Origin of the sequence: Sphingobacterium multivorum, assembly GCF_039511225.1 — a bacterium.
Lineage (GTDB): Bacteria > Bacteroidota > Bacteroidia > Sphingobacteriales > Sphingobacteriaceae > Sphingobacterium.
Genome location: NZ_CP154261.1, coordinates 1,762,637 through 1,785,986, shown reverse-complemented (window position 1 = coordinate 1,785,986; position 23,350 = coordinate 1,762,637). Strand labels below are relative to the sequence as shown.

At 41.1% G+C, this 23,350-nt stretch carries 16 protein-coding genes and 1 tRNA gene; 5 read left to right on the top strand and 12 right to left on the bottom strand.

Annotated elements, in window-relative coordinates; translation table 11 throughout:
- Nucleotides 1-9 precede the first annotated feature (9 nt).
- A complete protein-coding gene (locus tag AAH582_RS07330; protein WP_046674230.1) occupies nucleotides 10-567 on the bottom strand; it encodes an RNA polymerase sigma factor in 558 nt (185 codons plus the stop codon).
- Between the two features lie 215 nt (nucleotides 568-782).
- On the opposite strand from AAH582_RS07330, the gene AAH582_RS07325 reads away from it, so the two are divergent.
- From AAH582_RS07325 to AAH582_RS07315, 3 genes are all read left to right on the top strand, one after another.
- Nucleotides 783-1,301, top strand: coding sequence for an NADPH-dependent FMN reductase (locus tag AAH582_RS07325; RefSeq protein WP_343321710.1), 519 nt, complete (start codon nucleotides 783-785; stop codon nucleotides 1,299-1,301).
- Between the two features lie 82 nt (nucleotides 1,302-1,383).
- Complete coding sequence (locus tag AAH582_RS07320; RefSeq protein ID WP_046674232.1) at nucleotides 1,384-1,605, top strand: VF530 family DNA-binding protein; 222 nt, start codon at nucleotides 1,384-1,386, stop codon at nucleotides 1,603-1,605.
- A gap of 54 nt (nucleotides 1,606-1,659) precedes the next feature.
- Nucleotides 1,660-2,109, top strand: a complete 450-nt coding sequence (locus AAH582_RS07315) for a KTSC domain-containing protein (RefSeq protein ID WP_343321709.1) — start codon at nucleotides 1,660-1,662, stop codon at nucleotides 2,107-2,109.
- A gap of 128 nt (nucleotides 2,110-2,237) precedes the next feature.
- On the opposite strand, the gene AAH582_RS07310 is transcribed toward AAH582_RS07315, so the two are convergent.
- From AAH582_RS07310 to AAH582_RS07300, 3 genes are read right to left on the bottom strand one after another with little or no spacing between them, the layout of a single operon-like run.
- Entirely contained in the window at nucleotides 2,238-4,028 is a 1,791-nt protein-coding gene (locus tag AAH582_RS07310) for a hypothetical protein (protein ID WP_343321708.1), read from the bottom strand.
- Between the two features lie 48 nt (nucleotides 4,029-4,076).
- A complete protein-coding gene (locus AAH582_RS07305; protein WP_046674236.1) occupies nucleotides 4,077-5,045 on the bottom strand; it encodes a FecR family protein in 969 nt (322 codons plus the stop codon).
- Entirely contained in the window at nucleotides 5,042-5,575 is a 534-nt protein-coding gene (locus AAH582_RS07300) for an RNA polymerase sigma-70 factor (RefSeq protein WP_115047582.1), read from the bottom strand. Before AAH582_RS07300 ends, AAH582_RS07305 begins: the two co-directional genes overlap by 4 nt.
- Before the next feature lie 349 nt (nucleotides 5,576-5,924).
- On the opposite strand from AAH582_RS07300, the gene AAH582_RS07295 reads away from it, so the two are divergent.
- Both AAH582_RS07295 and AAH582_RS07290 read left to right on the top strand, forming a co-directional pair.
- Nucleotides 5,925-6,488: a porin family protein gene (locus tag AAH582_RS07295; RefSeq protein ID WP_046674238.1), complete on the top strand. Its 564-nt coding sequence runs from the start codon at nucleotides 5,925-5,927 to the stop codon at nucleotides 6,486-6,488.
- 155 nt (nucleotides 6,489-6,643) lie between these two features.
- Nucleotides 6,644-6,717: transfer RNA gene (locus AAH582_RS07290), tRNA-Pro, on the top strand.
- Between the two features lie 47 nt (nucleotides 6,718-6,764).
- On the opposite strand, the gene AAH582_RS07285 is transcribed toward AAH582_RS07290, so the two are convergent.
- The 8 genes from AAH582_RS07285 to AAH582_RS07250 form a co-directional block, all read right to left on the bottom strand.
- Nucleotides 6,765-9,824: a DUF5107 domain-containing protein gene (locus AAH582_RS07285; protein WP_343321707.1), complete on the bottom strand. Its 3,060-nt coding sequence runs from the start codon at nucleotides 9,822-9,824 to the stop codon at nucleotides 6,765-6,767.
- Nucleotides 9,825-10,018: 194 nt separating this feature from the next.
- Nucleotides 10,019-13,024 (bottom strand): glycoside hydrolase domain-containing protein, encoded by a 3,006-nt coding sequence (locus AAH582_RS07280; protein WP_343321706.1) that lies wholly within the window; start codon nucleotides 13,022-13,024, stop codon nucleotides 10,019-10,021.
- A 162-nt stretch (nucleotides 13,025-13,186) separates the two neighbouring features.
- Nucleotides 13,187-14,671, bottom strand: a complete 1,485-nt coding sequence (locus AAH582_RS07275) for an aryl-sulfate sulfotransferase (RefSeq protein WP_343321705.1) — start codon at nucleotides 14,669-14,671, stop codon at nucleotides 13,187-13,189.
- Between the two features lie 85 nt (nucleotides 14,672-14,756).
- A complete protein-coding gene (locus AAH582_RS07270; protein WP_084823177.1) occupies nucleotides 14,757-16,325 on the bottom strand; it encodes a RagB/SusD family nutrient uptake outer membrane protein in 1,569 nt (522 codons plus the stop codon).
- A gap of 25 nt (nucleotides 16,326-16,350) precedes the next feature.
- Nucleotides 16,351-19,449: a SusC/RagA family TonB-linked outer membrane protein gene (locus tag AAH582_RS07265; protein ID WP_343321704.1), complete on the bottom strand. Its 3,099-nt coding sequence runs from the start codon at nucleotides 19,447-19,449 to the stop codon at nucleotides 16,351-16,353.
- A 4-nt stretch (nucleotides 19,450-19,453) separates the two neighbouring features.
- On the bottom strand, nucleotides 19,454-20,491 hold the full coding sequence (locus AAH582_RS07260; RefSeq protein WP_286841309.1) for a FecR family protein: 1,038 nt from the start codon (nucleotides 20,489-20,491) through the stop codon (nucleotides 19,454-19,456).
- Between the two features lie 66 nt (nucleotides 20,492-20,557).
- The gene (locus AAH582_RS07255; protein WP_046674241.1) at nucleotides 20,558-21,085 is read right to left on the bottom strand and encodes an RNA polymerase sigma factor; all 528 of its coding nucleotides are present in this window, start codon (nucleotides 21,083-21,085) and stop codon (nucleotides 20,558-20,560) included.
- A gap of 578 nt (nucleotides 21,086-21,663) precedes the next feature.
- Nucleotides 21,664-23,235 (bottom strand): RagB/SusD family nutrient uptake outer membrane protein, encoded by a 1,572-nt coding sequence (locus tag AAH582_RS07250; RefSeq protein ID WP_046674374.1) that lies wholly within the window; start codon nucleotides 23,233-23,235, stop codon nucleotides 21,664-21,666.
- Nucleotides 23,236-23,350: the final 115 nt, after the last annotated feature.

Below are 23,350 nucleotides of genomic sequence, written 5' to 3'. Positions count from 1 at the left end.
AGGTTAAACTTAAATATCTTTTAACTCTTCCCGTAGGATTTTCAAAGCATCGTAAAGCGTATTATAGGCTGTCTTTACAGACATTTGTGTAATTTCTGAGATTTTTTCATACGAATATCCCTCAAAGAACTTGAGATTCACCAGCTGTTTTTGACGAAATGATAACTTCTCCAGTGCTTCTTTCAAACGGATCTGTATGATTTCATTCGTCTGTACTTTGATGACAAACTCCTCATAGGGCATCTCCACCCAATCATCTTCAGCTTTTACATGTTGAAGGGCTGTATTTATTTTATGTTGTTTCTCCAGCAAACGCAGAATACGTCTTTTTAAAAAAGTAATGAGATAGGACTGTACATTTTCGACCCGGTCAAGCTGTTCTCGTTTTTCCCAAATTTTCACAAATACCTGATCGGTTGCTTCACTTGCCAAGTCACTGTCGCCACATGTACGTATTCCAAAATTGACAAGCTCTTGATAGAGTGCCGCATATAGGTCAAAGAAAGCCGTTTCGTCTCCAGTACGAATACGTTCCCACAATAAGCGGTACCCCATTTTATTTCTCATAATAAAGCATATAATCCGAAAAAAGGCTAATATAAGTCCTCCGTTCCAAAAGTATAAACTTAATCGGTAAAAGGAGAAAGAAACGAAAAATTACATTGAAGCGAAGAACAAAGTCAATCGTTTGAATTGAATAGTGTAATTTAGTTCCTAAATTAAGAATATAAAAAGTAAAAACTCAGCAGCAGTATACAGCCGTTGATTAGATTTAAACTCACATGAAAACTATTTTTGCCATTGTTGGTAGCGCCAGTGCACATTCATCCAATCATCATATTGTAAATCACCTCCAACAGGAGATCAATGCCGATATCCATTTCACCCTATTTGACCGTCTTAAAGAACTGCCTCATTTTGATCTAGAGGAGAGCCAATCTCATCCACCTATTGAAATTATTGCACTTCGCCAGGTAATCAATGATGCCGATTTAGTATTGATCAGCAGCCCTGAATATATTTTCAGTGTACCCAGTGGATTAAAAAATCTACTTGAATGGTGCGCCGCAACGACGGTTTTCACCGATAAGCCCGTTAGTATCATTACTGCTGCTGCGCAAGGCGAAACAGCGCATGTCGAACTACAGCGTATCCTGCAGGGATTAGGAGCTCAAATTGACGAAAAAAGAAATCTACTCATACAAGGCGTCAAAGGAAAGCTGGATGCTACGGGAGCAATTTGGGACGAACAGCTCAATTTAGACCTAGAAAAGCTGGCCACACAACTTAATGAATATTAATACACACTAAGTTCTTTCCAATTTTCATCCAAACCATAGAAATTAGCATAATCCATAATTTGAAGATTATTATCTTTACGACATGCAAGAACAAATTAATAATCCATTACACGGAAAAAGGCTCGACACCATCATTGAATATTTAGTGGAGTATTATGGCTGGGAAGAGTTGGGACAACGCATATCCATCCGGTGCTTCAATGAAAATCCAAGCGTCAAATCATCCCTAACTTTCTTAAGGAAAACACCTTGGGCAAGAGAGAAGGTCGAGCAACTCTATGTAAAAACCTTGTTGAAGAAATAAGTTTTTTCATATTTCATAGCGAATAATCTGATTATTAAGCATATCTTTGCCGCCATGAAAAAAATTGCCGACTACCGGAAGTTACTTAACGTAGAGAAATCTGTGGACCTTAAAACCCTAAAATCTACTTACCGGACAATCATGAAAGAATGTCATCCCGATAAATTTGTCAATGATGAAGAAGGTCGTTTGGCTGCAGAGCAAAAAAGTGTGGAAATGATTGAAGCCTACCATTTCCTGGTAAGCATCTGTCCAGAAACATTAGAACAACAGTTGCCGATCTACATGGAGACAATTACCAATTCGGGTATTCAGGATATTGACTGGAAAGCACAAATATTGACAGTCACTTTTCACGACGGCAGTCAATATGAATATTTTGGTGTTCAACGCAATGACTATATTAAATTTGTCAACGCAGATTCTTTAGGTCGATTTGCCCGCAGACACATCTTCCATTCTTACCCTTACCGTAATGTATTAAAGACTGCAACAGTCGCTTAAGCACTGTTCTTCCATCAGCTATACAAAGATAAACGCCCGCCATCGGATCGATAGTGGGCGTTTACGTAAAATGTTAAATGTTTAAAAGCTATCTATAAAACAACGTGATTAACAAATAGTTTTCAGTTTTATAATTTTAACATCAGACCTGCCATTCCACCGCCATAAAATGTATTTCGTGTACGGTCTCTTCGCCAAGCTTTCCACACCGTACTGCCACCATAAATTGAATTCTCATCTCTTTCTGCATAGTTAAGGCTGGGAGCGACAAATATAGACATGCGCTCACTTAGTTTAAAGGCCGGAATTACCCGCAGCGAGAATTGATGGTTATCCAGCATTTTAAATTTCTCGGTCAGAAGATTACGTGTCGTTATTTCGGTACGGAGACTAAATTTAGACCCATTGAGCACTGCAGCTCCTAACCCAGCTTCAAAGGCATATTTATCAGGTCGATTACCTTCAAGCGCCACATTGATCGCTAATAGGCTATAAAGTACACGACCACCTGAACGAAATTGTAATCCGAGGTAGCTATCTTCATTAATTGCTACTGAAAGACTTTTCTCGCCATTTTTAATAAAATTGAGCAGACCAATGGGATAATCGCTACTATCCGCGATATTAACGATACCGGCCAACTGAATTCCTTTTACTTTTTTTGCTTTATTGGCGAGGCCTGCAATTTGATTTCCAACAGTCGATTCGCTATGGTTAAGTATACTGGCAAGCTGTGTCGTTCCCGACGCTTCTTTCGCCAAATTTAAAACGCCTGCTATTTGTAGACCACGAACTGTATCTGCTTTGTTGAAAACACCCGCGATTTGTAGACCTTTTACTTGCCCGACAACATGGTTTCCCACACCAGCGATCTGTACCCCACTTACATTTCCACCTACGCCATTAAAAACACCTGCCATTTGCAAACCTTTCATTTCTCCGAAAACACGGTTTCCTACACCGGCGAGCTGCACCCCACGCACATTTCCGCCCACCGCATTGAACACCCCAGCCATCTGCATACCCTGCATATCATATTGATTCATATTAAATACGCCACCGAGCTCCATACCTTTTACGCCCGCCGTAGATCCACCAATGATATTGATGGAAAATTTATTCACAATTTGCGAGCGTATAAAACCATGCGTACTTAATCCCGGTGTCATCGAAATTTGGTAAGGACTATACAAAAACATTCCTCCTAAATTCATACTTTGGATCTTCTGGGCAGGCGAGAGAAACACCCGTCCCCAAAACGATCGATAAAGACCATGATCTTCTTCATAACCCTCAAAATAGCCATAATCACGCGTTTTCTTATCTCCAATTTTCGCTTCTATCGGAAAAATCACCATAACACTGGTATCCCGAAAAGCCTCCTTACTCACATTCACAGCAATGAGATTACTCCTTTTCTTTACATCTAGTTCAAAGTAGCCATTTTGATCCGTCAATGTAGACAGTAAAGCATTTCGATCAAAGATGCTCGCATTGGAAATCGGGCGGTTGGTTCGAATATTCTTGATATAACCTGTTATAACCACTTTATTCTTAGTGGGTGTTTGTACTTCAAAATCTACCGACATCCGTTGTGGTGTATATTGAATGATAATATGTCTGCCCAGTTCTTTAAAAGAATATTCCTTTCCCAAAATCCCATCTAGATAATCGTACAAATTTCCTTTAAAAGGCTTGGTATGAATAACACTGTCTGTCTGTAAAATATTTCCATTGAAAGAGAACAATACATCTTCCTTCTGTTTCAACAGCTGAAAGATTTCACCTACTGTGGTCTCCGCAAAAGCAGGCATCTGAATCTCCACCGCAAGCTTTTGCTGTGCTCGTCCCGAATGGAACGAACACAGCATTAAAATGAAGAGGTAAAGCTCTATCCTTTTTATAAAAAATAGTATCATGTTGTTTTTATATACAATTTTGTTCCGAAAATATATCTATTTGTTGGCTCATCTCGTCAGATGAATCTCCCTATCTTTCACATGGACTTTTAATCCAAATGTGCTAGAAATGACTTTCAAAATTTCAGTTAAACTATTTTGTTCGAATTTTGCTGTCAATAACAATTTCTGATCAGGAGAATGATCTATAATAATCGTATAATCATAAGCTTGATTGAGCACCTCTACAACACGTTTCAATGGGGTATTCTGAAAATCAAACACACGATCCACATAGTATTTATAAAACTGATCTTTGACAGGTTCCTTTCCTACTTTTATCGTATCCCTGTCCCGGATCGTAATCATTTGTTGTGGCCGCAAAAAGACTTCCTTATTTGCATAGCCTACTTTGACCAATCCTGTAGCAACAATAACTTCCGTCGCATCGGGTATCCGTCGCACATTAAAACTTGTGCCCAATACCGTGATTTTGGTTTTACCTGTTTCAATGACAAAGGGGTGCTTTTTATCCTTGTGAACCTGGAAAAACACTTCCCCTCTTTCCAGGGTCACGTTTCTATTTTTATTGGTCCAACGACTTGAATAAGCCAGCGATGTATTTTTATTTAGTGTAACAACCGAGCCATCAGGAAGGGAATCTTGGCGCACTTGATCCCTGCTCGAAAGAAACATTTCTTCACGATGCGACTGATCAAATACATAGAATCCTACTGCACAGAGTATCAAGATACTCGCGGCGAGCCACCAGCTCCATTGCTTCACAGGAGTCATTTTTTGGGGTAACGCCGCAGCTTCTGACGCTCTTTTATCTCGCACCACTTTGAAGTCAGCCCAAGCCTTATCCACATCCACATCAGGAACATCTAGGGGTTTCGGCAAACTATCCCACATTTTTTTCATTTTTATGTATTCCTCCTTATTGTTGGCATCTTCTTCCAACCAATTTTTTATCATGGTATTCTCTACCTCGTTGGTCTCACCAACGATATATTTTTCTAACAGTTCCTTATTCATAGCCTATAGATAAGAAAGCAAATAATCAATGTTAAATAATCCACAAGTTCAATGCGCAAATGTCGCAGCGCCTTACTCATATGTCCCTCAACAGTCTTTATCGACAGATCCAAGGTTACTGCGATATCCTTATACTTCATTTCCTGAAAACGGCTTAACTCAAAAACCGTCCGGCTCTTTTCGGGTAATTCCGCCAAGGCAATCTGCAGCCTTTCGTCCAAATCCCGTGTACTTTCATCAACTGCAGGCGCAAAATCCTGTCTATGCTGCTCATGTGATTGATATTTTAGCTTTCGTTGCTCCTTTTTTAGCACATTCATACTTTCATTATAAATAGCCCGATATAAATAAGCTTTTAATGAAGTATGTATCTGCTCCTCCCAATCGCGTTCCCAAAGCCGCAAAAACACCTGTTGCACAACCTCTTCCGCCACATCACTATCACCTAGATATCGATAGGCATAACGATGTAACTCCTTGTAATGTGTGCGAAAAAGCTGCTCAAAATTCTTTTCTTTATTTTCCGACATTGATCAATTCTATTGTTTAAATAATCCGCTCTATTAGTAAGACATCCTAATAGACTGTTACCCTTACAAATTTTTCATTTTTTTATCAGCTTCAATGACCTGAATCAGGTGATCGCAAATCCCTAAGTCGAACCTATTCTGAAATTTTTTCATATCAATACGACAACAAGGACAGTCCATTTCCCATCTGAAAAATGGGATTCACCCGAGAAGAAGTATAGAAAAGCTATTGTTATCACTAAAGGTAAGTCATCTATTTTATAAAATATTTTTTTTCTAAGGGTATACAGTTTTTCCGTTGTCATAAAGGAAAGAACAATATACAATTGATAACAAAAATAATTTGACAATGAAAACAACATTCAAAGTAGCCCTGCTGGGATTGACATTATTGGGATTAACAGGTACTACACAGGCACAGGACATCACGTATGGGCTGCAAGTCGGAAGCAATTATCATATGAGTTCCTTTGGCAATAAGTCTGTCAAAGATAATAACGGCAAAGTTGGCGTATCAGTTGCAGGATTTGCACGTATTGGAGATCGTGTATTCTTTCAGCCTGGAATCGGTGCCAGTCTTTTACGCAAAGCATATAACTTCGAAAACGGACAGAAAACGCCTAAATTTTATCAGATCAATCTTCCCCTTCAAGTCGGGTATAAATTTTTGGAAAATGGCGACTTCAACCTCCGGGGACTATTGGGCCCTCAGTTAAACTATGATGTTAAAACAGTCAAGTCGAGTGCAAATACCGATTATAAGAAATTTTCATTTGATGGTCGTGTGGGTATTGGTGTAGACATCAGTCACCTCACCTTAGATGCTTATTATAGCCACGGTTTTACGAGTGTAGACAAAACCTTAGATGCAAAAAATAAAACAATCGGCATTATGGTCGGTTATAAGTTCTAAGCAGCATCTCGTAGTACACAAAGCGCCATTCTAAAAATCGAATGGCGCTTTTTCGTAATTATATTTTATTTTTTGTCAATAATTATTATTTTAGCGCTACCAAAAATTATTCTTAATCATGGTCCTATTCATAGCGACCGTTCCATCAGAATAAACGGGATGTAGCGTAGCCCGGTATCGCGCCAGCATGGGGTGCTGGAGGTCGTCGGTTCAAATCCGGCCATCCCGACTTTTTACTTTTATGACAACTCGTCCATCTCATTCCCCTTACAATAATCAGAACAACCGTTGATCTTGTTCAAAATAGATTTTCCGGATCAATATAGGCCAATAGCCTGCAAGGTCGCCCTCCTTAATCTGACTTATAAGGTCATGATCCGACGGACTCATTCCTTTTAAATCATCCCGCTTCACAGCAGCTTCCTCCCCGTTCGACAGCTTTAACTGCTCTTCTGCACGTTGACGAAGCATCAGCTCATACCTGTTTTTTGATGGTTTACTGTGGACAATTTTTTTCAGAAGATCACTATTCCCTTGCTTATCTTTTTGCTGCACCTGCTGCTCCAGCCAGTCAGCCAACAGTTCATTTTTTTCCTCGGCATAAGGTTCACCAACGCCCAAATTTATCGGCCATAACCTCGATTCTGCAATCTTCAACTTTGCCTTTTTATAGTTCTTCTCCAAGATAGATTGGTAAGCCAACATTAATTTGGTCTGCACATAATACCGATGGCCTTCCGTCGCTCCTTCAAAGGGAAGTATGTTCACATCCCTTAATTCTTGCTCAGCGCGCACATAAGCTTTAGCTAACAATAAAGTGCGTACATGTGCCAGTGTTAGTATATAATTTTTTGGAAATTTGCGATGATAGGCCGCACTTACCCGAAGAGCCTCTTCATAAGACTTACTATTATTTAGGAGCTCCACCAAATGTAGTCCATATCGCCATTCTTGTGGATCTACTCGTGTTGCCTGCTGCATCATTTGTACAGCCAGGTCATTACGGCTTGTATCTTGCAAGCTTGATTTCAATGCATAATAGGCTGCGAAATCTGTTGGCTCCTGCTCCACGCTTGACAGGAGTTCTCTTGCTTTTTGGGATTGATTCCTAAAGCGATACAATAATGCGGACAAATAATCGACAGTCCAGCTCTTGCTGTTATCCTTTGCCCATTCGAATACACTCTTACTTTCCTCCCGAAATGGAAAGACAAAACTGGGTTTACTTTGTTCTGCCTGCGTCAACCAGCCCTGACTGATCGACTTGTTCGATCGTGTCAGCCAAGCTAGCCAAAGTAAGGCTTCCGTATTCTTCTGCCCCGAACTGAGCAGATCGGCCGCAGACTCAAACTCGCCAAGGTCCGCATACCATATTGCCAGTTCCATCCGTTTTTCGGAAGCAAACTCCTGCCTGGATGAAACGGCCTTCTTTTCTTCAAATTGGAGAAAGGCATTAAACGGATCATATTGGAGAATGGTCTGACGGGAAAGGGTATCTATGACGTCCCCTTTTTTGTGTTGTACCAACAAGCTCATCTGCAAAGCGTCGATGTTGAGCGGATTGGCAATCAAAGCTTTTGCGCTATAATTCTCCGAACGATCATATTGCTTGATCCGATAATAGTATTTGGCCATTTGTACATACGAAGCACTTCGCCAAGCCGGGGTTAGTGAAGCGACTTCAAAACCATCTAAGGCATCATTCTCTTTTTTTAGTTTGATCGCAGCTAGACCATAGTAATAATTTGCCTGAGCATCATAAGCATCCATAGCCAATGCCTGCCGGGCATAGGTATAGCATTGCTGATAATTCATTTTAAACCAGGCCAGCTTGGCCATTTCAAGATAGGCGTGCGAACTAGGCGCTTGTTGAGCCAATTCTTGTAATTTGACTTCCGCGAGTGTATATTGCCTAAAGCGAATAAGGTCACGTATCTCCAATAACTTGGTCTGACTGGTATCTGAGCTTACTTCCGCTGAAATGACAGTGGGTCTATTCAATTTTGACCAAGATTCATCCGTTCTGAGATTAAAATAATCCTGTCCCAATTTAAGATAACTCGGTTTTGATACAGCAGCTACCTGCAAAGAGAATTTTGTAGGTTCACCCAATTTAGCCACAATAAAACTTCTATTTAATACGACACCTACGCTATCAAGCACATAGATACTATCGTTCAAAGGTCGCTTCGGATCAATATCCAATAGGATCTCATCATTTTCCTGTTTCATCCGGATCGCTGCCGATAGTTGAATATCGTTCGGTTTGCCTATTCCTGCAAATGGCATCCAGTATTCCGTCCAGCTGTCACTTTGGTAGGGAGCAAAACCAAGTTGCTTGAACGGAGTCGAGCTACTCGAAGGAACATTTTGATTGAACAGGCGCCCACTTTGGATTTCCACATATTGCCCACTCTCATCGGTCAATAAATTCTCCCAAATCTTCCCATCTCCAGCCTGAGACCAAAGAAATATCTTCTTCCCTAATTTATCTTCACGGAGCGCATAACGGGCCATGCCATAGTTATGATCGTTATAGTAAACCCCAAAAGCATTACTATGTGCACCCAATACATGGTATGATTTAGAACTGCCGAAAGCATTTTCCTTATAATTAGATAGGTCTCTGCCCTGGTTATCAATAGGCCAGGCATGTGCATCACCGTCATGCCCTATATAGTGGTTTCCAGGATACAAAAACTTCAGATCTTGTCCTGCCGCGACGCCCAGATTCATCCAGGTATAATAAGGTTGTTCGACTGCATTGGCGTTAGACCAGAAAGAACGTGTTGAAAAATAACCTTTGTCCTTTTCCAGTCTAATCTCTAAAGTCCAGTTACTGCGGCTCAACATATCATAAGCGTGGATAAAGCAACTTACGCTTCCATCCACGTTCTCCCGTGTAAGATAATCGACCGGTGTAGAGGTGTTGGGCGTATGTCCTATAATCCCATAATTAGCTTCGATACCACCGCTTGTCCACGGCCCCCGCATCGCAATATCCCGAAATTTTACAACGCCATTGTTGTAAATATAGTCCCGTTTATTGACTTTATCATAGGCCGACCAAATCTTCCCTCCGATCTCGGGCATCACCTGTACCCGAATGTAATCGTTTTCCAAAATCACGGTATTCCAATCCTTTTCAACCGCTGTATTCGTAAAACCGTCGAAACGGAAATAAGGGTACAATTTTTGGGCTGAGGCTATTGGATCCGGATCCGTAAATGGATAGGTTGTATAACGCTTCTTAACTTCTGACACCCTTGCCGGATGCTGCGCAAAAACACCAAGCACGCAATTGCCCATGGCCCAGAGCATAATCCACTTTTTCATTCGTGTTTTAATTAAAAATTTCATAATTTCAAAAGTATCCCTGATACAATATCCGTCTGCCAACGAATGCAATCCGCAATAAGGACATTGCGTCAGGTCCTTTCAAATCAACGTGAATGAGTCTACCATAGGCTATTTGTTTGCATTGACAAAGACCCTATGATAGAATTTTCACTGTCGCGAGTACATTGCTGCTATTCAATAATTAACAAAATACCCTTATTTTTTTCTACCGGAATTGTATCCCCTGGTTTAAACTGTGCTCCATTTTGAAAATTAGGAATGAGTGGTGCAGATAGTTTCGCTTTTCCGGGGTCAATGCCCAATTTTTCCCAATCTATAGCCAATTTTACCGCAACATCACGCTCTGCCCAGCTGGCAATAGCTACCATAGCTTTACCGGCACGGCTATAGACGGTTGTCAGAACCTTATCATTGTCGGTTTTAACCGGAATATTTGGCGACCAATACCCGATCATTTTACTTCCTTTGATGCCAAATTGGTCCCAGGCCTTCCATAAGTCAGCGGGCGTCAATTTCTGATAAGGCATCCTATTGGTCATTCCATAAAGCATACCCCGCCACGGATTTCCTCCATCCTGTAACATTTCGCCCATTAAACCAAACGGAATGCCACTCACTTCGGTAAGGAAAAAATCAGGTTTGTTATTCTCGTAGTCAAAGTATTCACCAAACCACAGCCGATTGATATACGGAAAATGCTCCAGATACAAATTTGCACTATTATTGAACCCATCGCTTTTATTATATTGATTTGCCGAATGCAAATCGATCAGCCCTGGTTTTCCATTTTTTGTCAGCACACGCTTTATTCTTTTCATGGTGACTCGATCGAAGGCAACATCATCCAGATAAATCCCGTCAATACCAATATGGTCTACCAACCAATTCATGCCTTCGACGTAATAGTTGTGCCACCTATTCATTCCACTATTGATAATCGCCGCGTCTTTAAATTGGGGAACATACCATGCTGCGATGTAATTTTTACCCACATGCTCCTGTAACCAGGAATATCCGCCTCCTTTTCCAGGTGAAAACACTTCAGTGCCCAGACTACGCAATGGATAGAGCTCATAAACCCGATTTGATACCTCACGCACTGTATTATAGATCTTCACTTTTAACCCCTTATCATGCGCCTGATCGATATATTGCTTCATTTCTTTTGTCGCAATAAATGGATAATTGATGTAAGGATTTATTTCATTTCCATGGTGAATATTGATCACATTGGAACCACTCGCAACAACAGAATCGACGGGCTTGTAGGCATGATAATACCGTTCATTCCACTGTGCTTCCGTATTGATCGGATGAAAAGGCGTAATCAATAAATTAAAATTGTAATAGAGCACATCGCCTTTTTTCAGTTCACGGGCTCCGCTGTAACTATTGACCAAAACGGATTTTCCTTTCAGACCGATATCGATCCCCCCTTTATTTTCATTACCCCAGGACTGCGGCAGCACAAGAGGCTTTTGAAGATAAAAATTCGTATTGAGCGGCCGCGAATAGTGCTCATCGCGCAGTGAAAACTGTAGCCCAGCATCCACAGCACCTATCCAACCTCCATCTTGATTTTTATGTGCTACATCCCATTTCCAGGAAAGCTGATCAGGTCTCTTTCCTCCTTTTTGCCCTAGTCCCATAAAATAATCCGTCTTATCGGGCATCATAGGAATATGCATCGTGGCATCTTTTAAAGACAGATCCTTCAGCGCCGTCAGCTTGACAACATAATGCATGTAACCATCAAATTCCAATGTACCCTCGACTTCCATCGTTAGATCGGAAGATTCGTTTTTGGCCGTCCAGCGATATTCACCTTCGCTTTTCGTCTGAAATTGGATCCCACTTGCTTTAAGTTGAATTTCCTTGCCATCTGAAGCGTTATAGAAATGAAAATGGAGTGGTTCAAATAAAAGCTTATTCGCCTTGGACGATATTTCGGTCAATTCGGGCGTAAAGAACGTGCTGATCTGTTTTGGAAAACCACTCGCATGCAGTTTCACTTCGCGCCCTAAAATATGTAAGGTGGAATCCGCTTTTAATTCAATCGCTGTATAAGGTGCAACTACCGTATTTTTTTGCGCTAATGTTGAGTTGAGCCAGGGTAGCCGCGTCATTTTCCAAGGTTGATCAACACTGGATACCTCTCCTGAAGCATTTGAAACCTGTATCTCCACGTTAACCTGTTTCGCTGCTGCATTTTTAGGTTTCACCGTGACTACACCATGGTAAGTTCCCGCTGCTATGTTCTCCGGTATCTGAATACCACACCATAATGCCTGAACCTTATCCTTCGGTACGTCAACCTGTAATGTCATTGACTTTCCAGTATAGTCAGTACCTTGGGTATTGATACAATTCAGGTTATTCGCCGAAATCATCGCCCCATCATTTGTTTTAAAATCCGAGAAAGAAATTTGGATGTCATGGAGTTCCTGTTTTGGAGACCATAAGCCAAGTTGAAAGGCATAAAATTCACCTTTCTGGCCCTTTCCTTCCAACTTACTCGTGGATTTACCTTTCATAAGCCAGCGTTGTGGAAGGTTGCTTTCCATTTTAATCGGAAATTCTCTTAATTCTGGAAAAAGATAATAAGCCGTATTTCCATTTCTGCGCACAAAGCTATTGACTTCTGCCACTGTACCGATCATTTCCATCGGATCATTGCTATTGTATTTATCGACGGCATCAAAACGTGCAACAGTAACTCCTTTGGAGTTTCCAGCCACCTGCTGTACAACTTTCGCTGGAGCCGAAACGGCATTTTTAAGATAAATTGCATCCGGATAATTGCGGCTGCGGCCCCCCATCTGATAGGGTAAATAATAGACATAGTAAACGCCCTTTCCTGAAACTGGCTTAAACCGTAATCCACCAGATTCCGTGTTCATCCAAAGATAAGAACTGGGGGCAATCTGCTTATTACTGGCACTGTCGACGATAATAACTTGCTGGTTCGCTTCAACCCAGCGATTTCGCCAGGGAATAGTCACTTGCACCTCTTTCTGATCGGTGTTTACCTGAAGCACCGCACGATGGTTACCCAGCTGGTCTGCATCCCACTTTTGTGTTTCCGGAGGATAGGTCAATTGCGCTCGGGCCGAATTTGCACATAAGGATACGGCAAGGATAATTGCCAGCTTATAAGAGGCTGTTCTTTTTTTCATGTGAATAGTATTTATTCAATATATTTTGTCTTTTACCAGGTTTTCCGATAAGCCTGATACGATTTACAAGCGGCACCGCTTCCCCAAAACGGGTCCGTAGTGCAGCTACTTTTATTGGTCAATAAGAGGTTTAAAATTAAGTTTTATTCCTAACATCTTCACCTAGTTTTGTCTGTATTTGCGCCAGGTTTCCTCCGGTACGTAAATAGCGCGATAAGGAATAAAATAAGCGTTTAATTCCCAAAGCACCTTCCCTGTCTTATCCGTCACCAGTACACTGCCTGTTTTCGAGCTTGTCTGCAGCAAATTACCATTATCCAATTCATAGGCACTCCCCATTCTTGCTGTAAACTGCTTTTTCGGAATTGGAGCCGCATACGCAAGCGTTGCCGTTTTATTCTTTTGATCAAGATTAAAAGCAATTGCCCGTGATTGTTTATTGGCTGTCGTACTATCGCGCGGAGAAAAATCGCCGTTGTCAAAAAGTAACAGCTCACCTGTTTTTGTAATATGCGGCGCATGCTGGAAATAAAACAGTTCCTCATCTTTTAATTTGTAATCGCCACCTTTACCCAATTTCCAAAGAATATCACCGGTTTTGGCATCAATCTTCCAAACCTGATTTTCAATGGGCGAAGAAGTTAGATAATTATTGTCACGATCGAAGGAAATGGTATTCAAATGGAATCGATCATGCTTAAGGCTATCCAATTTTTTATCTTTTTGAATATCCCATTTTTCCCAAGGTGACCATTTCTTTAAGATATTGCCTTTTGTATCCATCGTCAGGATAGCATCCCCCCAAAGCGTATCTTTTGGATGGTTGGGACGGTCGTCAATTCTGAAATCCCGCACAATGCCTACAATATTATTGTTGCCATCCATCTGCACATCATGGTGCATGATAATCCCTTTTTTATCGAGATCTATACGAGCAATTTCCTTTCCTGTTAGATCAATTTCAACAAGTACTGTTCCACCGACAAATCCGATACGGCCGCTTCTCAAATAATAACTTGCATTGGTTGATTTCTTGCTGGGCTGATTGGGCTTGTTGAATTCATCTTTACTAGCCGGAGCCAATAAGGCTAGGATCGTACCCCTTGGAGTCAGTGAAGCAAGGCGTACCCCTAACTTTTCGTCCTGCCAATACCATCGGATGGTTCCTTTACCATCAACCATGGCCATATAACCCGGGAATCCACGATAGCATAATAACACCATGCCATTACCTAGGGCTTTTTCATCGTGTGGATGATCCGCCTTGATCCAGTCGTGCACCATCCATGGTGATTGTGGTCTTGTTTTAAAGGATTGTTCATTCGATTTTATGGGAATAATCCGATCTATAATAACCCGAAACTTATAACTTGTATTTGGTTCAAGCGTCATTAACTGTATGTTATGCTGAGCAGCCGCACTTGAAACTGTCGTCTTATAAGACTGGCGTTCTCCCTCCTTCCAATACTCTACATACAGGGCTTCTGCTTTATTTAGTTTCACCTGAATAGCAGCATTGAGCGGCAGATTATTAGGCGAACTCACTTCAATATTCTCAATATCAACTTGATGCGCATAAAAATAGTAAGCGGCAAACGCCACTATTGCCACCACAATCAGTGCGATAATTACTTTAATTGGTTTCATCTGTAAATAATTTCAATGCCATTGATCTTTAAAATGAAGCGCACTACACGAAATAATGCGCTTCATAGGATTTGCTTTATCACGTTTATTTAGGCAATCGTGCTGGATTGGCCGTTGTCATTTCTTGATGCAAGCGAGCTTCTTCCAATGGATAAGGGAAATAGCGCATTGCTTCGGTCACATTTTCTTTCAGTCCCCGGCCCTTCAAATAAGCATTACTTACTTTTTCATAACGTCCCAAGCGGATCAGGTCCTGACGCCTTTTGTATTCAAATACAAGTTCAAAACCACGTTCATCAACAAGCGCATCGATCATACTTTCCTTACTTGCGGGACTTGGAAAATCTGGATGCTTACCATATTCTGGTGCTCCAGCTCTTTTCCGGACTTCATTGATGAAAGGCAATGCTGCTGCAGGCCCGTTCAATGCATTTTCAATTTCAGCCTTGCACAAGATAACATCCGCCAATCGAAAGACCTGAATCGTCCGGCCATCCAGATAGGAATTATTGACCATATCATACGAATACTTTTTCGTCGCTACATTTTGCAGGAATTTTACCGTATCACTTGGCGGAGTAGTCTGTCCTTTGGCTGGTAACATATAAAAGAACCCATACTTTGTGTTTTTATCCCGTACCGCCTTTCCGGTGTAATTATAATAGAAAAACTTCTTACGCGGATCCAGATCACTATATTTTCGCCAGAAATCAAGGGAAACACCATAGTACTGCCATCTATCCGGTACTTCCGGATTGTCCGTCGGTCCAAAGTGATTGGTGATCTCGCCCCCGTTTAATGTTGGTTCATGCAAGATGCCAAAGATTAGTCCCATATCCATTTTATTATTGTCGGACCATTCTTTCTTAAAATCCGGATTCAACGTATACACACCTTTATCACGTAGGGCGAGAACCTGATCAATGTAAGTTTTTGCCTTTTCATAATTGTGCGAACGCATATACATCTTTCCCATTAGGGTCAGCGCTGCACCTTTCGTGGCCCGGCCAATACCCAGCTCGTCCGACCATTTCTCCGGTAAATTATCGATTGCATACTGACAATCTTCAGCAATTTGGGCATCGATCTTGTCGACAGCAGCCAAGGGCTCGTTGTAGCTTTCCGTTGGATTCTTGACCGTTGTTATCAATGGCACCGGTCCCCAGGCATCGGTAAGATCCATATACGATAGTGACCGTAAGAACCTGGCCTGTGCGATAATTTTCTTCTTGCGATCGTCGGGAATAGTGACACGCTCGATACGGTCAATCAGCATATTGGCATTGCTGATGACCTGATACATATTCTGATAATTGAATTTAAAATATCGATTATTATCATCGTATGTAAAGTTGCTCATTCGTGTAGGATCCCCTGCGGCGGTAGAAAAGCCCATATCCGTGGCATAGTCCGTTATCATTACCAGATATCCCGCGTAATACAAATATGCATCTCCGGGATAAGGCGATAAACTTGTATAGACTCCCGTTAAAGCGGCGTTGATGTCGCTTTCAGTTGAATAAGCATTTTTGGTTGTCAGATCGCTGTATAATTTTGGATCCAGCTTGGTACAGCTATTTAAGCTTAAGCTCAAAACGGCCGATAAACCCGCTATCCCTAAAATATATTTTATGTTATTTTTAAACGTCTTCATGTCATTTCTGATTTAGTATTAGCGATTAGAATGTTGCACTTACACCAAAGGTAAAGGAGCGCATCGAAGGATATGAATTAAAATCGAGACCTACCCCCGCATTAGCGCTCTGATTATTTCCGGCTCTATTTTTTACCAGCGCATCATTTTCATATCCCTTGGTATCCACCTCAGGATCCCATCCAGAATAATTGCTGATCGTAAATAAGTTTTCCGCCATACCGTATACCCTTATCGACTGAACAGCTTTGGTTTTCAGCGGGATGGTATATCCAAGCGTCAAATTACGCAAACGCAAAAAGGAAGCATTTTCAATGAAATGGTCATTGATATAACCACCATAGTTCATGTAATAAAATCCATTTCTCGGAATTTCCGTATTGGTATTGGTCGGTGTCCATCGATTTAAAGCTTCTGTGGTACGTTTCCACTCCAGATTCATACGTGTCATATTGAGTAGATCGTTTCCGACATTGCCATAGATGAATGCAGTCAAATCAAAGTTTTTATAGGCAAATGTATTGGTCATACCAAAGTTAAACTTCGGATAACCACGGCCGATTATCGTACGGTCCGCTGAATTGATTGTACCATCGCCATTTACATCGGCAAATTTAGGATCCCCTGGTTTCGAATTTGGCTGTGGCGCATAGTTTTCTCCTTGTTGAATAACACCCAGGTATCTATAACCGAATAACGAGCCCAGTGACTCCCCAACCCGAATGACCGAATAAGCTTCTTCAGAAACATTCCCCATTGGTTTGGACGAAGTCAACAATTGCTCGGGCTCTCCACCGAGACTTGAGACCTTATTTCGGTTCATCGTTAAATTCAATTTTGTTTCCCAGGTAAACGCTCCGGTCATATTCTTACTTGTTACAGAAAACTCCAGTCCCTTATTATTCATCGTACCTAGGTTTCGTTGTCCGGAGGTATATCCCGTGTAATAAGGCAGTATACTCTTGATCAGAAGATCATTTGTTTTCTTATAATAGGCATCCAAAGTAAAGGCTAACCGGTTTTTAAAAAATGAAAAATCAAGACCGACGTTATATTGCGTTGTGGATTCCCATTTAAGTTTATCGTTCTCGGGATAAGTTGGGTTTTGTTTAACCCCACCCGAATTGGTCACGCCATCGAACGTATAATGTCCATTGTCCATCAATCCATAGGAGGCATAATCTGCTACACGATCATTACCGGTCTGGCCATAACCCAACCTAAATTTTAGGTCCGAAAATAGCTGCTGCTCTTTCATGAAATCTTCATTGTTGACTTTCCATGCAAAAGCTGCTGAAGGAAAAGTTCCCCAACGATGGTTCGGACTAAAACGCGATGATCCATCACGACGTAAAGTCGCCGTCAACAGATATTTATCAGCGTAGGAATAATTTACCCGTCCGAAAAACGAAATAACCAGATTTTCAGCTTTAGCAGAGTTTACTCCTGTAATGCTTGAGGCCATGCCCAGGTTATTATATTCCAGCAGATCTGTTGAAAAACCTTTCACATTGATTCCCTTATTATTGCGCACATATTTCTCATACGAATAGCCCCCCATCACACTCAAATTGTGTTTCTCATTGAACACTTTCGCGTAAGTAGCATAAAAATCAATCAGGTTATGTGTTTCATTGTAATCGGCCTGACTTGCGACACCATCATCTATCCCACCCTGATAAGAATCTCTGGTCAGATAACTGCCCAATTGATCATGTGTAATTTCAGTTCCAGCATCCATGCGCAACGTCAGTTCCTTGATCGGATTGACCTCAAGAAAAATATTTCCATTCAACTTGTCCCTTTGCACATCATTGATCCGCGACATCAGGTTGGCCAAAGGGTTATCCCCCTGCCCTCCCGGAGGTCTTCCAAAACTACCATCTGCATTATAGACAGGTACTGTTGGGTCATAGGTCAATATGCTGTATAATACATTTGAATTGAGGATATTTCCATCATACACCTGCATATTCGATTTTTCCCGTTGTGCAGATAGGCTCGCTCCGGTCCGGATATAATCATTTACCTTTTGATCCACGTTGATCCGTCCCGAAATTCGATTAAAGTCTGTTGTTTTTAAAACACCTTTTTGATCAAAATAACCAATGCTCGTCAACACTTTTGTTTTCTCACCACCACCAGAAAATTGTAAATTATGGTTCTGCAAAATACCGTTCCGCATGGTTTCCTTCACCCAATCCGTATTGACATCAGATTCAAGCTGTGACTTGGTATAAACGGCATACTCCTGATTTTCTTGACCTTGAATTTCTTTATAAAGCGCATTCGCGAGATTCATATACTGTTTACCATCGAGGAAGGTAAATGGTACAATCGGCTTCTGTGTTCCCACATAGCCACTATAGGTAATATTGTTCTTATCCGTAAGCCCACGTTTTGTGGTGATGATAATGACACCATTCGCACCTCTGGAGCCGTAGATCGCAGTTGCCGAAGCATCCTTTAAGATATCCATGGAAGCAATATCATCGGGATTGATGTTAATGCCATTATTTGTTGGAAATCCATCGATCACGTAGAGTGGATCATTACTTCCACTAATGGAATTGGTTCCGCGAATCCGAATCGATGTACTCCCACCCGGCGCCTTTGAATTCTGGGTTACAACGACACCGGAAGCTTTACCTTGTAGGGCCTGACCAACATTGCTCACAGCCCCTCCTTTCGTTAGTTCGTTGCTGGAAAGCGATGCAATGGCGCCTGTCAAATCGCTTTTCTTTTGTTTGCCGTATCCGATCACGACAACATCTTCCAGCTGATTTACCTGGTCCTCCAAAATAATGGAAAGAGTGGTGGCTCCATCAGCTGAAACCTGCACATTTCGTTCTACATAGCTTTGATACCCGATGTATGAAAAAGTCAGTTCATAACCTTTGCCATTCGGTACATCAGCAAAACGAAAGCTACCATCACTCGCACTGGAAGCTGCTGTCGAAAAACTGCTGCCGGGATTTTTCAAAATTATACTTACCCCTGCCAGCCGTTGCCCCGACGAGTTTTTGATTACGCCATTTATTGTTCCCGCTAGACATTGAAAAGATAACAGTGTCAAGGCAATAAAAACAAAAAATGGTTTCTCGGTTAAGTTGAAATTTACCATGATTCTATTTTTTAGGTTTGAGTATATATGTATTATGTTGTTTTTCAAGAATAAACGGATTCACCTCAACAATCAACTGCAAAATAGACGCCGCAAGATCCGTTTTGTCCTTCAGGTCCATGGTCGGATTCTTGCTAAACCGCCCCTTTATCCGATAGTTTTTAACGATTAATGAATCATAGGATATAGGAACATCAAGCTCATGATTGATATATTGAATAATATCGGATACAGCGGTTTCTTCCAATTGGAGCCAATTGGCGCTCTGGTGAATTGTTGCCGGATTGCGATATGGTTTTTCCGTTGACGACAGCATATGCTGGGCCGGTAGATTTTCCCCCGCACTCATTTTTGGTGTACCTTTGAAATTTGAAACAAACATCGTGTTCACCCCGCCAAAATAAATCTGTTGGCCAGGTTTAAGAATCTTTGTCTCGGCTACGGACGGATCTATAGATTCAACGCGAACTTTCCCCTCAAATAATCGGATCAGAACATGTTCAACTGCCGCATTATAATCCACGATGAATTCTGTTCCCAGCGCAGTGGTCATCAACGTACCGCTTTCGACGATGAAAGGTTTTGAAGGATCTTTCGCTACTTTAAAACTGACCCTTCCACTGAATAATTTAACCCGTCTAAAATCAAGATCCGGTTTTATGCCCAGCTGAATCAGTGCCCCGGGTTCCAAGGTTAAAATCGAATGGTCCGCTGCAACAATTTCTTTAGGCTGAGCAGAAGGGTTGTAGTAAATTTCATGAATGAAACTCGCTGTTTGTAAAGGTTCATCAGTTGATGTGCTCAAAAGATTGGTTAAGATGAACAGGAAACCAAACAGGATGAATACAGTAATGATTCTCAACAGGCTATCACCACCACGTTTTGACTTATTTTCCTGATTGATATAGGAAACCCAGTCATCTTCTGAAATGAGATCATCCAATAAGGTCGGATCATCATTCAGCCATTTGAAGACAAGTTTCGCTTCCTCAGCAGAACATTCATTCGCCAGGAATTTATTTAATAAGGATTTGCGATTCATAACAGTTTCTATCCTTTTAGCGGGATAGGTATATAACTGTTATACGAATAGTGATGGGCTTGTCCCCTAAGACAACTTAAAAAATTTTTTAATAAATTTCAGACCAATGCTAACGTGGTTTTCTACCGTCTTCGGGGAGATAGACAATTTGACGGCAATTTCTTTATAACTCAATTCCTCAATTTTATGGAGGTAAAACACCTGTTGCCGCATAAAAGGCATTTGTGTAATCAGCTCTTTTACATATTCTAACTCAGCTTTATAGGCAATTTGTCGTTCAAGGTCTTCATATTGGGTCAGTACAAAAGGTTTCTCAAATTCCACATATTTTCTATTCAAAGCACGCCGCCGCAACTCATCAATTAATTTTGTTCGTGCAATTTGAAAGAGCTGAGTACTGAATTGGATTTGCTGATTCGCATGATTCTTGCGTTCCCAAACAATTAGAAAAGTCTGCTGGACGACATCTTCGGCCAGATTCGAACATTGGGTCTTCTGATACAGAAAATAGTACAATTTCCTGTACCAATAACGATAAGCTAAAAAAAACTCCTTTTCGTTAGTCGGTGCCCGCTGTAGGATTTTATCCATCATAATCTACATTTAGATAGTCTTGTTTCAATGCTGTTATCCTCTTTACAAAGAATATCGAAATTGGTATCTGACAGAATTTCAATTTGATCCATCAAAATGACCCATGCTTTTTGGCTAGTTATCCACCTCTAAAGTGATTATTTTTTATCAAAAAAACAAGATAATATTTTCGATAAGGCCATCGCCTCAATCTCCATTTTAAGCGCTTTCTTTTATAAAAGCCACTTTGCCGATAGGCAACTTATTGGTCCTGTTTTCTTCTCTTGTATTTTTTTAGACGCAGCAAGTTCGTATCAACTCGTGACCAAATTAGCCCTTTTAACAGTGCTTGTTCAGTGCCCGTTCAGTGATTGCTCAGTGATTGCTCAGTGTAAACTGAATAAACAATGACTGATTACTGTCTAAAAATTGATTAAAAATTGTGATGAGGTATAAGTTGGTATTAAGATAGATCAGTTTTAATCACTATATAGAAAAAAGAAGGTATTTAGATGATAAGAAAAATCACTTGTCATCTAAATACCTTCGCACTAAAACAAACACCGTGAAACTGCTTGTTTTATGGATATCAATAAAATCTAGTATCCTGGATTTTGTTTTAAATTTGGATTGACAGCAAGCTGTTGACTCGGAATTGGATAAACCAATGTTTTCGGGCTGGAATCCGCAGCTTTTTCCTGCCAGGCTAATAAAAACTTACCAAAACGGATCAAATCCTGTCTTCTCCAACCTTCCCAATACAACTCACGCGCACGCTCGTCTAATATATTATCAAGCGTCAACGCTGTCAAATTATTCACACCGCGATTGGTCCGAATAGTGTTGACCAAACCGAGTGCCTCTGTTGCAGTTCCAGTTCCGCCTCTTAATATGGCCTCTGCTTGCATCAACAATACATCGGCATAACGGAAGACTACCCAGTCGTTATTTCGTTGACCAGTGACAGCATAATCAAAGGCATACTTCATTGGACGGATACCCGCTGTTTCCAATGTAGCTCCAGAGGTCCGGATGGTCACTTCACGCGTGAAGACCAAAGGTGCATTCGCTGGATTTCGCGCCATCAATGGTTTGTTTGTACTCCAATTGTATTGCTGTCCTGCAAAAAAACCTACATTTTGACGTTTGAATTCTTTTGTTCTGTTAGAAGTCGTATCAGCCGGATAATTATAGTAAATTCCTCTTCTTTCATCGGCATCCGAAAATTTATCGTAATAATCTGATAAAGTACACCAACCGTTCCAGCCGCCAGGTCTCATATTATAGTGCGCAATAGTATTCCAGGTGCGATCCACATTTCCACCCCTATCGCCATTTTTATTATATAAAGTGAAAATATTTTCGGTAGACTTTTCGTCGTTATCGGGCGCAAAATTATCAAAGTACTTGCCCTTTGCAGAAACAGTATAGGATCCCGAAGCCGTAATTTCCTTGGCTAAGGTCACCACCTTATTCATATCTTCGGCAGCAAAAGAAGGAGCTTGTCTGTTTAAAAATGTTCCTTTATTCAAATAAATCTTCATCAGCAATGCTTTTGCCGCATTTTTATTGGCTACATAGGCTGCTTTCGGACCGTTTGCAGGCAAACTCGCTATAATTTCGTTGAGATCCTTCACCATATAATCAATAGCCGCCTGTGGCTGTAACACCTCTGGTGCGATTCTAAAATCTTCAAAAGAGGCTCCTTCCCGGACGGGTACTACGCCATAGAGATCCAACATATCAAACATGACCAACGCACGAATAAACTTCGCCTCAGCACCTTGCTGCGCACTCGGATTATACCGCAACACATTACCCGCATTATAGATGGCTGTACCAAGACTTACAAATGTATTGTTCATATAACCATTATCAGCATTCCAGGTATGTAAATGGATCGCACGATGCATCCCATTATCATCCCAGTCACCTCCCCGTGTAGGAGCCATAGCAGCATCTGTGGATATTTCCTGCATCACCCAGCGCTGTTCCTGCTGATAAGGGGTATTCAATGAATTATAAGCTGTGATCAACAAGCTTCCAGGATCCACATTGGATGTCCCCTCTTCCAATTCTCCTTTAAATTCCTCCTTTAGTTTAGTACAAGAAAATGTACTTGTTACAATGGAGCCAATTATTCCGATATATAATAAAGTTCTTAATTTCATCTTTTTCATCCGTCTAAATTTGATTATTTATTCATCCATTTTGACTGTAAGGCATTCATACTGCCTTTAGTGTTTCATTCGTAATGAGGCGATCAGATTTATTCATTCACGAATA

Coding starts and splice junctions, on each gene's coding strand:
- AAH582_RS07330 (WP_046674230.1), bottom strand. CDS start 567: ATGAGAAATAAAATGGGGTACCGCTTATTGTGGGAACGTATTCGTACT.
- AAH582_RS07325 (WP_343321710.1), top strand. CDS start 783: ATGAAAACTATTTTTGCCATTGTTGGTAGCGCCAGTGCACATTCATCC.
- AAH582_RS07320 (WP_046674232.1), top strand. CDS start 1,384: ATGCAAGAACAAATTAATAATCCATTACACGGAAAAAGGCTCGACACC.
- AAH582_RS07315 (WP_343321709.1), top strand. CDS start 1,660: ATGAAAAAAATTGCCGACTACCGGAAGTTACTTAACGTAGAGAAATCT.
- AAH582_RS07310 (WP_343321708.1), bottom strand. CDS start 4,028: ATGATACTATTTTTTATAAAAAGGATAGAGCTTTACCTCTTCATTTTA.
- AAH582_RS07305 (WP_046674236.1), bottom strand. CDS start 5,045: ATGAATAAGGAACTGTTAGAAAAATATATCGTTGGTGAGACCAACGAG.
- AAH582_RS07300 (WP_115047582.1), bottom strand. CDS start 5,575: ATGTCGGAAAATAAAGAAAAGAATTTTGAGCAGCTTTTTCGCACACAT.
- AAH582_RS07295 (WP_046674238.1), top strand. CDS start 5,925: ATGAAAACAACATTCAAAGTAGCCCTGCTGGGATTGACATTATTGGGA.
- AAH582_RS07285 (WP_343321707.1), bottom strand. CDS start 9,824: ATGAAAAAGTGGATTATGCTCTGGGCCATGGGCAATTGCGTGCTTGGT.
- AAH582_RS07280 (WP_343321706.1), bottom strand. CDS start 13,024: ATGAAAAAAAGAACAGCCTCTTATAAGCTGGCAATTATCCTTGCCGTA.
- AAH582_RS07275 (WP_343321705.1), bottom strand. CDS start 14,671: ATGAAACCAATTAAAGTAATTATCGCACTGATTGTGGTGGCAATAGTG.
- AAH582_RS07270 (WP_084823177.1), bottom strand. CDS start 16,325: ATGAAGACGTTTAAAAATAACATAAAATATATTTTAGGGATAGCGGGT.
- AAH582_RS07265 (WP_343321704.1), bottom strand. CDS start 19,449: ATGGTAAATTTCAACTTAACCGAGAAACCATTTTTTGTTTTTATTGCC.
- AAH582_RS07260 (WP_286841309.1), bottom strand. CDS start 20,491: ATGAATCGCAAATCCTTATTAAATAAATTCCTGGCGAATGAATGTTCT.
- AAH582_RS07255 (WP_046674241.1), bottom strand. CDS start 21,085: ATGATGGATAAAATCCTACAGCGGGCACCGACTAACGAAAAGGAGTTT.
- AAH582_RS07250 (WP_046674374.1), bottom strand. CDS start 23,235: ATGAAATTAAGAACTTTATTATATATCGGAATAATTGGCTCCATTGTA.